The organism is Nostoc sp. (assembly GCF_036917415.1).
GTDB lineage: Bacteria > Cyanobacteriota > Cyanobacteriia > Cyanobacteriales > Nostocaceae > Nostoc.
In genome coordinates this window covers 43,298-56,279 of record NZ_JBALDJ010000002.1, presented here as the reverse complement: position 1 = coordinate 56,279, position 12,982 = coordinate 43,298, and the positions used below count along the sequence as shown (strand labels likewise).

12 protein-coding genes are annotated in these 12,982 nt (G+C 40.7%); 10 read left to right on the top strand and 2 right to left on the bottom strand.

Going from position 1 to position 12,982, the window contains the following annotated elements:
• Positions 1-55 precede the first annotated feature (55 nt).
• Positions 56-1,453 carry a diaminopimelate decarboxylase gene (gene lysA, locus V7K41_RS00360; protein ID WP_334845190.1) on the bottom strand — a complete coding sequence of 466 codons (1,398 nt, stop codon included), beginning with the start codon at positions 1,451-1,453 and terminating at the stop codon, positions 56-58.
• A gap of 92 nt (positions 1,454-1,545) precedes the next feature.
• On the opposite strand from lysA, the gene rimI reads away from it, so the two are divergent.
• The 8 genes from rimI to V7K41_RS00320 all read left to right on the top strand — a co-directional run bounded on the left by rimI (position 1,546) and on the right by V7K41_RS00320 (position 10,656).
• Positions 1,546-2,097, top strand: coding sequence for a ribosomal protein S18-alanine N-acetyltransferase (rimI, locus tag V7K41_RS00355; protein ID WP_334845189.1), 552 nt, complete (start codon positions 1,546-1,548; stop codon positions 2,095-2,097).
• 625 nt (positions 2,098-2,722) lie between these two features.
• Complete coding sequence (locus V7K41_RS00350) at positions 2,723-5,191, top strand: ATP-dependent Clp protease ATP-binding subunit (RefSeq protein WP_334845188.1); 2,469 nt, start codon at positions 2,723-2,725, stop codon at positions 5,189-5,191.
• An 800-nt stretch (positions 5,192-5,991) separates the two neighbouring features.
• Positions 5,992-6,201, top strand: coding sequence for a hypothetical protein (locus tag V7K41_RS00345; protein ID WP_334845187.1), 210 nt, complete (start codon positions 5,992-5,994; stop codon positions 6,199-6,201).
• A complete protein-coding gene (locus V7K41_RS00340; protein WP_334845186.1) occupies positions 6,198-7,433 on the top strand; it encodes a HesA/MoeB/ThiF family protein in 1,236 nt (411 codons plus the stop codon). Before V7K41_RS00345 ends, V7K41_RS00340 begins: the two co-directional genes overlap by 4 nt.
• Positions 7,434-7,453: 20 nt before the next feature.
• The gene (locus tag V7K41_RS00335) at positions 7,454-7,711 is read left to right on the top strand and encodes a hypothetical protein (RefSeq protein ID WP_334845185.1); all 258 of its coding nucleotides are present in this window, start codon (positions 7,454-7,456) and stop codon (positions 7,709-7,711) included.
• 10 nt (positions 7,712-7,721) lie between these two features.
• Complete coding sequence (locus V7K41_RS00330) at positions 7,722-8,261, top strand: ubiquitin-conjugating enzyme E2 (protein WP_334845184.1); 540 nt, start codon at positions 7,722-7,724, stop codon at positions 8,259-8,261.
• A gap of 115 nt (positions 8,262-8,376) precedes the next feature.
• Positions 8,377-9,702, top strand: a complete 1,326-nt coding sequence (locus tag V7K41_RS00325; RefSeq protein WP_334845183.1) for a Mov34/MPN/PAD-1 family protein — start codon at positions 8,377-8,379, stop codon at positions 9,700-9,702.
• A 6-nt stretch (positions 9,703-9,708) separates the two neighbouring features.
• Positions 9,709-10,656, top strand: a complete 948-nt coding sequence (locus V7K41_RS00320; protein WP_334845182.1) for a hypothetical protein — start codon at positions 9,709-9,711, stop codon at positions 10,654-10,656.
• Positions 10,657-11,046: 390 nt separating this feature from the next.
• Here V7K41_RS00320 and V7K41_RS00315 read toward each other — a convergent pair whose 3' ends face one another.
• Positions 11,047-11,946 (bottom strand): transposase family protein, encoded by a 900-nt coding sequence (locus V7K41_RS00315; RefSeq protein ID WP_334845181.1) that lies wholly within the window; start codon positions 11,944-11,946, stop codon positions 11,047-11,049.
• A gap of 276 nt (positions 11,947-12,222) precedes the next feature.
• On the opposite strand from V7K41_RS00315, the gene V7K41_RS32740 reads away from it, so the two are divergent.
• Positions 12,223-12,351, top strand: a complete 129-nt coding sequence (locus V7K41_RS32740; protein ID WP_442943087.1) for a DUF6888 family protein — start codon at positions 12,223-12,225, stop codon at positions 12,349-12,351.
• Positions 12,348-12,899 carry a DUF6887 family protein gene (locus V7K41_RS00310; protein WP_334845180.1) on the top strand — a complete coding sequence of 184 codons (552 nt, stop codon included), beginning with the start codon at positions 12,348-12,350 and terminating at the stop codon, positions 12,897-12,899. The genes V7K41_RS32740 and V7K41_RS00310 overlap by 4 nt, the downstream gene beginning before the upstream one ends.
• The last annotated feature ends 83 nt before the right edge of the window (positions 12,900-12,982 follow it).

Sequence of the window (12,982 nt, the reverse complement as noted above, 5' to 3'; positions counted from 1 at the left end):
CATTAGTCATTTGTCCTTAGTCATTTGCAAATGACTAATGACCAAAGACAAATGACTAAATTTTTAGTCTTTCTGGTAGGCGATCTGGTCGAATTAAATCTTCATAGGTTTCACGTTGCAAAATTAAATTTGCTTCGCCATTCGCCACTACGACTGCTGCCGGTCGGGGCAAGCGGTTGTAGTTAGATGCCATACTGTAATTGTACGCACCAGTTCCCATAACTACGAGAATATCCCCTGGTTCAGTCTTTGGAAGTAGAGCATTTTTAATCAGAATATCTCCTGATTCACAATGTTTACCAGCAATTGTGACTGTTTGGGTTAACAAAGAAGACATTTTATTGGCAATGACTGCCCGATAAACTGATTGGTAAGTAATGGGGCGGGGATTGTCAGACATTCCTCCATCAATTGCCACGTAGGTACGAATTTCTGGGATGACTTTGGATGAACCAACAGTATAAGCAGTAATGCAAGCTGTGGCAATTAGCGATCGCCCCGGTTCGCTCAGTAATTTCGGCAAAGGCAGATTTTCGGCTGCACAAGCTTCTTGAATTACTTCACAAATCGCCTTCACCCACTCTTCAATGCTAGGGGGATCGTCTGATTCTACATACTTAATCCCTAAACCGCCACCAACATTTAACTCTGTAATCTTTAAATCATACTTCGCGGCATCTCGCAGCCACTGCACCATAACGGCGGCCAAATCTTGATGCGGTTGGCGCTCAAAAATTTGGGAACCAATATGAGCGTGTACACCTACGCAATTCAGGGCAGGTTGTTGACTGACAAAGGTAAAGACTTCATCTAAATTGTTGGGATCAAAGCCAAATTTACTATCTAAGTGTCCCGTGCGAATATATTCGTGGGTATGACACTCGATACCGGGAGTTAGCCGTAGCATGATGCGAATTGGTTGAGCAGGTTGGGCGGTTTCGACAAGGGTATGTAATTCATACCAGTTATCCGCCACAATGGTGACACCAGACTCGATCGCTAAAATTAATTCTTCACGAGATTTATTATTTCCATGAAGGTAGATTTTCTGGGGACTAACACCCGCTTGCAAGGCGGTGTAAAGTTCGCCCCCAGAAACTACATCGATTCCCAGCCCTTCAGAAGCGGCGATCGCACAAACTGCTAAACAATTCCAAGCTTTTGAGGCGTACAATACTTGAGATTCACCCTTGTAGTATTGCTTGAAAGCATCTCGGTATTGCTGACAAGCCGAACGTAGGGTTTCTTCATCTAAAATATATAAAGGTGAACCAAACTGCTCAACTAGGGTCGTGACATCACACCCACCAATTTCCAAGAGGTCACGATCGTGAACTCTGGCAGTCAAGGGTAAAAGTTCTTGATTAGGCGATGGATTTGCGCTGGTGTCGTGCCTTTGAGGTAAATATTGACTTCCAGAATGTTGAACCCCAGTGGGGTGAGTCGATACCATAACTATAAAAGTTTTCCTTGTTCAAATTACGGGCTTTGAGTTCGTCTCCCGATTCCCAGTTTACAAAGGGTTTGTAACGTTATTCAATAAATGTGATTTCATTAGACTTAGAAATTAAATTACTCACCCCAGAACATTTGGGTGCATTGTTGGAACTAGATCGAGCCTGTTTTGGTGGTCTATGGACAATGGAGGGCTACCAACGAGAGTTGGACAGTCCTAACAGCGATTTGCTGGGTTTATTCTCTCCTGTCTATAATTCGAGACTGCTGGGGATGGGTTGCTTTTGGTCAATTTTAGAGGAAGCTCACATTACAATTTTGGCGGTTCATCCCGAATATCACCGTCAAGGTTTAGGACAGGCTTTATTATATTCACTCATTAAGACAGCTTGCGATCGCAAAATGGAGCGAGCTACCCTCGAAGTGCGAGCTTCTAACTTGGGGGCTATATCTTTATATCAAAAATTTGGCTTCAAAACAGCGGGGCGGCGGCGGCGTTACTACCAAGATAACGATGAAGACGCTTTAATCCTTTGGCTACCAGATTTACAACACCCCAAGTTTCAAGCAACTTTAGACCAATGGTATTCCATTGTCAGCGATCGCTTAGACAAATCCTCTTGGCACTTGCTTTTTAACTAATTGGGCATTATTAATTTTGAATTAGGAACTTCCAACAAATAAATTATCCAATCTTGTGGGGGTATTTTTTTATTTGTCAGTCCTTTAGGGACTTCCAGAGAATAAATTACCCAATTTATTCAGATGATATTTTTCTTTTCCCCCTGCTCCCTGCTCCCTGCTCCCTGCTCCCTGCTCCCTGCTCCCCTGCCTACACAGCGATTGATTATTTTTTTAATTGGAAGTCCCTTATTGGGGCTGGCGATCGGCCTCAGCAAAAAAATGCAACTTTGCTACGCCAATTTTTATTTAAATATTCTATCTAAAAATTGGGTTACATAAGTAAAGTATATATTAATGATTTTTGCTTGATATTAATAAATATATATGTTAAATATAAATGTTTGGGATTGAGTCCAGAAACCCTTAATTTAAACAATCAGCTATTTATAATAAATCCCAAAAACGCTGGTGAACTAAAGCTCCTCAGTACACTAGCCAGATAAGAGTAGTCAATAGTTAACAATTAGCCCATCAACCCAAGTCATAGGTTCAGGATGTCTATAATCTGTTATACAGGCATCCAAAAGCTTTGCCTGTGCTAAAATCAGCATACCGGCACGACCGCAGATGATGGGATAAAGCCATGTTTGAGCGCTTCACAGAAAAAGCCATTAAGGTAATCATGCTGGCCCAAGAAGAGGCCCGCCGTTTAGGTCACAACTTTGTTGGAACCGAGCAGATCCTCCTGGGTCTGATTGGCGAAGGCACTGGAGTGGCTGCCAAGGTGCTGAAATCAATGGGCGTCAATCTCAAAGATGCCCGAATTGAAGTTGAAAAAATTATAGGACGGGGATCGGGCTTTGTTGCCGTGGAAATTCCGTTTACGCCACGGGCGAAGAGAGTTTTAGAACTCTCCTTGGAAGAAGCACGCCAACTGGGGCATAACTACATTGGCACCGAGCATCTGCTGTTGGGCCTAATCCGCGAAGGGGAAGGCGTCGCAGCCAGAGTGCTAGAAAACCTCGGTGTGGATCTATCTAAGGTAAGAACCCAAGTCATCCGCATGTTGGGAGAAACTGCTGAAGTTTCACCAGGCGGTTCATCTGGACGCACAAAAACCCCGACTTTGGATGAATTTGGTTCAAACCTGACCCAGATGGCGATTGACAATAAGCTCGATCCAGTGGTAGGACGCGCCAAGGAAATTGAGCGGGTGATTCAGATATTGGGTCGCCGAACCAAAAATAACCCAGTGCTGATTGGGGAACCAGGGGTTGGTAAAACAGCGATCGCTGAAGGTTTAGCTTCACGCATTGCCACTAAAGATGTCCCTGACATCCTCGAAGATAAACGCGTTGTCACGCTGGATATTGGTTTGCTCGTAGCAGGAACCAAGTATCGGGGTGAATTTGAAGAACGCTTGAAAAAAATCATGGATGAAATCCGCTCGGCGGGTAATGTCATTCTCGTGATTGATGAGGTACACACCTTAATTGGTGCGGGTGCAGCAGAAGGTGCTATTGACGCAGCGAATATCCTCAAGCCAGCTTTGGCCAGGGGTGAGTTGCAGTGCATCGGCGCTACAACCCTAGATGAATACCGGAAGCACATCGAGCGAGATGCAGCGCTAGAGCGGCGTTTCCAACCAGTGATGGTTGGCGAACCTACAGTTGATGAAACAATTGAAATTTTATATGGTCTGCGCGAACGCTACGAGCAACACCATAAATTGAAAATCTCCGACGAAGCATTGGTAGCGGCGGCAAAGTTATCAGATCGTTACATTAGCGATCGCTACCTTCCAGATAAAGCCATCGACTTAGTTGATGAAGCTGGTTCTAGGGTGCGCTTGATTAACTCCCAGCTGCCACCCGCAGCCAAAGAGTTAGACAAAGAACTGCGTCAGATATTAAAAGAAAAAGATGACGCGGTGCGCTCTCAAGACTTTGACAAAGCTGGAGAACTGCGCGATCGCGAAATGGAAATCAAAGCTGAAATCCGGGCGATCGCTCAAAGCAAGACCAATGCAACTGGCACAGAACATGAAGAACCTGTAGTTACAGAAGAAGACATTGCCCACATTGTCGCTTCTTGGACTGGGGTACCGGTGAACAAACTCACCGAATCTGAATCTGAAAAGCTGCTGCACATGGAAGATACCTTGCATCAGCGTTTAATTGGTCAGGATGAAGCTGTGAGGGCAGTTTCACGGGCAATTCGTCGCGCTCGTGTCGGTTTGAAGAATCCCAACCGACCCATAGCTAGCTTTGTCTTCTCTGGGCCTACTGGTGTAGGTAAAACCGAGTTGGCGAAATCCTTAGCTGCTTACTTCTTCGGTTCCGAAGAAGCGATGATCCGCTTAGATATGTCCGAATACATGGAGCGTCACACCGTCAGCAAGCTGATTGGTTCGCCTCCAGGTTATGTTGGTTATAACGAAGGTGGTCAGCTAACTGAAGCCGTGCGGCGGCGACCTTACACCGTGGTGTTGTTCGACGAAATCGAAAAAGCACACCCGGATGTCTTCAATATGCTGCTGCAAATTTTGGAAGACGGTCGGTTAACTGATGCCAAAGGTCGCACGGTGGACTTCAAGAACACCTTGCTGATTTTAACTTCCAATATTGGTTCTAAGGTAATTGAAAAAGGCGGTAGTGGTATCGGCTTTGAATTCTCCGAAGATGCTAGCGAGTCAACTTACAACCGGATTCGCTCTTTGGTGAACGAAGAATTAAAGCAATACTTCCGTCCAGAGTTCCTCAACCGACTTGATGAAATTATCGTCTTCCGTCAGTTGAGCAAGCCAGAAGTGACTCAAATCGCCGAAATTATGCTCAAGGAAGTATTTGGTCGTCTCACTGAAAAGGGTATCACCTTAGAAGTTAGCGATCGCTTCAAAGATCGTTTGATCACTGAAGGTTACAGTCCCAGCTACGGCGCAAGGCCATTACGTCGGGCAATTATGCGCCTGTTAGAAGATAGCCTAGCAGAAGAAATTCTGTCTGGTCGCATTAAGGATGGCGATACAGCCCTTGTTGATGTAGATGAGAATGGCGTTGTGCAAGTTAGTTCTCAACAGCGTCGGGAATTATTACCCCAAGGTGTTGAGTAAGATGTAGGGTTTGGGATTTAAATCTCAAATAAAAATTAGAAACGGTAGAGTATTTATTGCTCTACCGTTTTTTTTTAATATCTGGAGTTAACATTCTTGATTTTTCCCCTAGTTATGGAGTTTAGAGTGAGCGATAAAAGCAATCTTTTTTTTGCTCAGAAGTCAATGTGTGTTCTTGCACATTCTTTGTAATCTGTCATTTGTAAATACAAAGGACGAACATCATCAATGATTGTGCAATTTAGATATGTTTTAAGTAAGTCGGCGTAAATAATTGTCGTTGGGATAAGGCATAATGCATAATGCATAAGGGTTTTAGCTTAAGTTCATTTTTCTTCACATAGTGTGATTTTATTGTGCCTACTTAGCTTATCAATGGTGGTGATGTAGCAATCATTGATAAGTAAATTTTTATGTTTCAATCTAGTATTATCTATAACCTGTGGTATTAATTATTAATACTGGCATATTTAGGGTTTTGGCTAATTAGTGGGCATAGTTGATAGGTTAAGATTACTGTTCATTTGAAAACAAGTAATCATACTGGAAATATTGCCTAAAATCGGGGCAAAAAACAAAATTTTTACACAAAAGACGATTACTAACTACCAAATTTTACTTAAAAATAAAAAACTATGACTTAATTTACACTAGTCCAAAAAGTTTAATAGAAATGTCAATAGACCTCAAAAACTTGCAACGAAATATGGTCAGAAAATTTCAGATTTTGTATCAGTGGGCAAGAAGTTTTTTTGTAACTACTGCGACCACTGCGACTAGGCAAACGGGGTCGAAAAAATTTGACATCCTTCAACAACGACAATCAAGCATCCCGCCAAGAAACAATCGCAGTAGAGATTCAGGTAAATTTACGACTGTTACAACAACTAGACCTCAAGTTTGTCCTATATGTCGAACTAGTGAAACTTCTCAACCAGGAAATATTTTTCGTCCAAACGATCAAAAGTGGGGATGTAAGGCTTGTGGACATACATGGAGGAGCTAGATGAGTGCAAAATTCTTCATTGATAAGGTAATTGAAGCTGAAGAAAGTCCTTTTGATAGACAAACTAGGATTTCTTGGTGGGATCAAGAGAAGCTCAGAAATGCAAAAGTTTTGGTTGTCGGTGCAGGTGCTATTGGGAACGAAACACTAAAAAATTTAGCTCTTCTTGGTATTGGCAATATTTATATTGTTGATTTTGACACAGTATCTACATCCAATTTGAGTCGTACTGTGTTGTTTCGCAAGACTGATAAAGGAAAACAAAAGGCTGAAGTGGCAGCGATTCGCACAAAAGAACTTGCTTTACAGGAAGATGCGTGTGTCCACTGGTTTCATGGTGATGCTGTTTGGGAACTGGGGACTGGAGTATTTCGTGAGATGGATGTAGTTCTGGGTTGCCTAGATAATGTAGAAACGCGCTTTTTCGTGAATAGGCAATGCTGGCTTGCGAATACACCTTGGATTGATGCTGGAATTTACGAACTTGGCGGCCATGTTACTGTTTTTACACCTCCAGAACCGCCATGCTATGAGTGCGGTGTCAGCAATGAGCAACGCGCAGCAGCAAGGAAGCGATATTCCTGTGATGATTTCAAACGCACTTTATTGGAAGAAGGCAAAATGCCAACCGTTCAGGTGACATCATCACTTGTATCGGCTATTCAGGTTCAAGAAACCCTAAAATTGTTATGCGGTCAAAGGGTTGAGAGTGGCAAAAAAATCTACTTTCAAGGGAAAGTAAACGATTTTGATATTCTGAATTTACCTAAAAATCATAACTGTTTTGGTCATGTCAGTTATCCAGAAATTATCTCTCTTCCACTAACTAATTCAATTAAATTGAGAGAATTTCTAGAGTTTGTATCGAAAGAGCAGCTATCAGGTTTAGGGGCGACTCTAGATTATCGTGGTGACAGAACATTTGTCGTGTCTGTGGTGTGTAAGTCATGTGGCAAAAGTATTAAGCTTAACAAGCCCAGTTTCCGCATTTTTGATGTAGAAACTATCTGTGCAAATTGTCAAGGAGGTGTGGTAAATAATTTAGTTCAAAGTGAACAAGTGTCTGTAAAACAGACAATAGCAGAATTTAATCTGGCTCAAACGAGCGATGAACTCCTAAACATAAGCCTCTGGCAATTGGGTATCCCCTACCGTCATGTTGTGGCAGTACACGACCAAGAGCAGAACTACAAATATTATGAGCTATCTCAAGATAATTCGTTCATTCAAGTTTGACTTTTCAGGAGAAAAAGAAAATGGCAGATGTAAAAGTTAATTTTTTACACCCTACGGATGGCAGAGTACTGACAGTTAATTTGGATGACAGCATCACTGGACAAGAAGCCCTAGCAGAGTTGATCGCTAACGACTTCATCACTCCAAATCCTCAAGGTTATGGTCTTGCAATTAAGGGTGGCAATATGATCGAGCCTGGACAGTCTTTCCGCAATGCAAGCGTAGAGGATAACGTAACAATTCGTGTACTACCTGCCACAGATGCAGGTATTAAATAGGGGAAAAGTCATGGTAACTCCGCAAGAAGCACGTAGGATTAGGTTGAAAAACGACCACGCTGAAATGGTCAATATTAAGGGTGATTTAATTCAATGGAAATCCGTTAAGGGAGAACCACCCTATATTGAAGCCTACGAATTGGTTGTCAAGATACGAACTATAACTGGATCGCAACCTAGCTATCGCAACGAACATACAATTCGTCTAGAACTTCCATCGGCTTATCCAAACAGCCCTCCAGAAATCTCTATGCGAACTAGCCCACCGCCTTTTCACCCGAATTGGTATAGCAGTGGTAAATGGTGTTACGGACATTGGGAGATTTCTGAAGGTCTAGGACACCATGTAATTAGGATGATTCGCACTTTACAGTTTGACCTCGAAATTACTAATCCTAACAGTCCTGCAAATGGGAGTGCCAATGATTGGTTCTTGGGGAAACAAGGCAAAAACTTATTCCCTTGCGATCGCACTGTTCTACCCGATCCAACTAAGTCCCGATTCCAAATTCAGCCCCAAATAAAACCAAAGTTTAATATTCAAAGCTGAAACTATCGCACCGATCGGTTGATTTGGATGAGGGGGTAGAATTGTGCGTTCATAAGGAGTCGCTTCACTCCCTCAACATAAAATTTTGCTCTTTAAGCATTAGGGAAAAATAAGAATGGAAAGAGATCCTCAGAAAGAAAATGAAATACAGGGATCTATGCCCAATGTCGAGGTTCCTGCTATCAAATTTATGCAGTGTAAGAACTTATTGTATGTGCAGATGAACATAAAAAGCTATGTCTTTACTCCACCAAATAAGCTCTTTCTGTATCAAGGATTTCTGTTTGTGGTTGACCCGAAAAGGATTTCCCTGCCCAATTTTGGACTCGAAAATGATTGGGAGACTTCCCTAAGCCGACTTTTGGAATTAGATATCCCTACTAGCAGCTTTCTACCTAAGATTCGACTAGTGGGTGACTTCCCAACACTTTTCCACCCTCACTTTCAATTTGATTCCATGTTGTTTGGATACGCCAAGGGAGAGTGGGTTGACTATAAGAGAGAAGATGACAAAGACTTGGAAAAAGATTTAGGTAGTTATATTTTACGAATTGCTCGATCTCTCAAGTATGAAGAAGGATATATCAACCCAAATGCTAACCGAATCGGGAATCAAAGAGCGCTTGATAGATATTTAAATGAGCGTCAATCTGGAAAATTCCCCACCGACAATGTTCAGTTACCTAGTGGCAAAACATTCAAAATAACGTCGGATGCTGATACTGAGGTTCAAGGCTCACATCCTACCTCTATTCCGCAGGAGCAGGGGTCACCTAAATTTCAACCTTTGGCAGTGCAACAGCAACCTCAGAGAAAACCAAAATTTGAGGTCAGAGAGTCGCAACCACCATACTCTCCTACATCCTCTCCTATTGAGAAAATCCAGCGAGATGTCAGATTAATTCCCCACCTTAACTCTGATGTCAGAGACAATGAAAGGTTTTCAGCTACTCATGAATTATATGTCACTAATGCTGCATTTGACACGATTTCGCACCACATTGGATGGAATAAACATACCAATGAAAATGTTGTTGAGCAAGGAGGTATTTTGCTGGGAGCTGCTTTTGTTGACCCCAAAACAGAAATCACCTATGCAATTACCTCGCAAGCAATTCCGGGAAAACTTGCGAAAGGTACATCTAGCTATCTAGAGGTAACACACGAGACTTGGAAAGAGATGCTTGATGATGTAGATAGACTAAATACTGGGTTGCAGGTGATTGGCTGGTATCATACACACCCCAACAATCTTGATGTTTTCATGTCTGGAACCGATCGCGCGACACAATCGAGGCTATTTGGTAATTCTTGGCAGTTTGCAATTGTATTGAATCCCCACAAACGTATTTGGCGAGCATTTTATGGCTCTAACTCCTACGAGTGCGGAGGCTATGTACTGTCCATGAATCCGCCACCTTCTGCTACTTATGAACAGTAATTGGAGGTGTTTCTCCTGAGTATCCATATTTATGAAGTAGATCAAACAAAACACAGCACATTCCTCAGTGAGGAGCGAAGAGATCCATTTACAAAAGAAAGAATTAAGCATGGCGATCGCATAGTCTTTTGTACTGGATGTAAGTCTGCTTTTATATATAGCAGTTGGCAGGCAATGGGAGGTAAACACTGTAACCAGTATGACACTCTATCTGAATTTGTGAGCCTTGAGGCAATGACAATTAGATTTGGCAATGTCCCAAAATTGCAAGGAAGAATCAAGCTACTGGCATCTGCTTGTATTTTATTCGTAGTAGCCATCTCAGGGCTTGGCTATTTTGCTTACGAGCAATATCAACATATCAAATCCCTGGAATCACAAAATCGCAACTCCAATAGTGATATTTTATCTCTTGAACAGGAACGCTCTGAATCTCAGGAGAAGCTCAGTTCATTACAGGATAAGCTGATAGAAGGGATAACTAATTCTAGTTGCAAAAGTCAAGTGTCAACGACAGAACTTAAAAAGATACTTGCTGTGGTTGAAAAAAATATAAACTGCGTGCTACAAGAGAGTAAAGACTACAAACAACAGCAAGATTTATACAAAGAAATTTTGGCTGGTTATCCATACTCTCTTGGTTCAAGACAAAGTATCGAGTATAGAGGATACTTGAATTCTAGTAATGGAAGTTCAAATCCTATTCTTTACAGGCTTTACGTCCCAGAAGGCAGTCGATTTAACTTTTCTCTCTCAAATATGACAGCAGATGGTGATTTTGAAATCAGAACATCCACTGGAAGCCTTGTTAAAGGATCGAAGCGAACCAGTGGAGGAACCCAATCTGAAGAACTGAAAGGTTTTTACCTTTATAGTGATGCTTATGATATTCGGATTTGGAATTACAATAGCGATCGGTCTACATCATTTACACTGAGTATTTTTAAGTACTAAGTTTATGGATGTGTTCAATACTATTTAAAATCCGGCACAGGCTTATAAAGTTGTATTTTCTAGTAATTATTATAATGCAGGCAAGTCATGGTTACTAGAAGAACAGTTTACTGGAGGCAGTTTAGCAACAATTTATTTTAGCATAGTCTGAATTATAGAAATAGTAGAATGTATGCACATGAAACTATTTGATGTGGTTTTATTATGCCTATTAGACATCTCCGAAAACTATCAAAGCCTGTTTTTGACTAGCTTCTAAGCTTTAAATACAAGCCTCGCAGATTAGCTAACCTATACGATAAAATAAGACTTTGAGATATTTGTTGTTGCTAACAGGACAAAAAAGTATAGTGATGTGCGTTAGTTCTTGGATAAGAAGATAGGGTGTACTTATGTTGGTAATATTAGCGCTCCAATTCGTAACCTTACTAATCCACAAATGGTCAGAATTACCTCAGCATAGTTTTTAGGATTCAACCTAAATCTATCTTGGACAACTCGAAATATTTTCACTGAACGGATTCGGTGTTCAACAAATATTCGTTTAGAGGAAAACTCCTTATTCTCTTTTTTCTGTTCAGTTGTTAACTCTCTATTTTTTGGTTTCTTAATTGGAGTATCAATTAAATCTTCACCCTTGTAAGCTAAATCTCCTTTGAATTTTTGCTTTGTATCAAAGCGATCGCGATTTTCTCGAAATAAATTTATATCGCTTTTGGGGCCAGGTTCACCAGCTACAATATCAACGATATCTCTAGCATTTGGTAAGATAATCATCTGAGTTTTAAATGTATGATTACTCTTCTTGCCAGAATAATATTTTTCTTGCTCATCATTATCCCCAGGTCTTTCCCTAACCTGTTCATAGCTGTCAACAGTTAGTTCATATTCTGTGAGTATTTCTTTGACAAGTTCATAATCTAAATCGTTTTTTTTTACTTGTTCAAGTAAGCTACATGGTAACAATTCTCTGAGAAGCGGCAACCAGTAATTAAATGTGTCATTCGCTGTCGATTCACTTACTCCAAATTGGATGCCAAGAAGTTGAAACGTAGTCAGATGTCTAAGATAAACCAAGGTTAAAATTATTTGTTCTTGTATAGATAGTTTTGGTTTACGGCCACCGCCACCGGAGATAATTCTAATTTTGTTCGATTCTAATAAATTTTGTTTTTCATAGTGTAATTGTTCTGCATTTTGAATTAATTGTTGTAGCTCCGAATACCCCAAACCAATTAATCGTTGGGTTTCTTTAGGATTCTCTTTGATGTGATCCAGTACAGAACTCATATTTTTTGTGTAAAAAGACCTATGTTATATTCTTTTATCACAAAACATTACTATTTCGGAGATGTCTATTAGACATTTCCAAAAACTAAATATGCGTTATTCATAACCTTTGTAGAAAATTAGCAGTACTACGTCTCTTTTTTGGAGATGTCTATTGTAGCAATCTAAAATACTAGCTTCTATAAATGGAATAACTATCTTATGCAGAGTAAAACATTCACCGCCTTTTACAGGTGATTTCAGGTATTATTCACAGAGGGATATCTTACTAATGTCATTTACCCTGGATGGCCATACACAAACATAGAACTTGTTAGGGTAGATGAACGTACTGGAAACTTATACGTACTTGCTGGCGAAAATCTGGACTTTGAGATTAAACCAACCGGAGGGTATGAACCATGACAGTAGCTAAGTATGAAGCGATGAATCTCAATCAACTACGTCGCTATGTTCTCACTCACCGGGAAGATGTTGCAGCTTTCCATGTGTACATCGATCGCTCAAAGTCTGAAGGGCAAATGATCAGCATAGACCTGAATGATGAAAATTGGGAAGACAAAGTTAAAGAAGCAATTAAATCTAGTTCCAATGCTATTCGTTGGTACTGTAATAATACATCAAAATATAATAATGAAGCTCAGATCATTTCTGAATGGTGGAATCATTTAGATAATAAATTTGTTACCAAGCATCATCTTACTGGAATAGAAATTGACCAAGCAACTGGAATCTGGGAACCAATTCAAATTAACCCGCCAGTGCAAATACACATCAGCGAACCAAGTTTAGAAATTGGTCAATCTACTACGTTGCTCAAATATAGAGGTCAAGATAACTCTATAAAACAAATAGAAGCCGTTGCTATTGACCTGGATATTGCAAAGCAAAACCTATTTGTTTGGCCGACTCAAGCAGCAGAGGTTTTTATTTTCTCAACAGAGGCTACTTAAGACTTTGCTGTACTCAGTTATAATCTCGCTGAGATATTTTTTTACTATCAACATCTCTGTATTTTTAGGCAGTATTTTTTAGT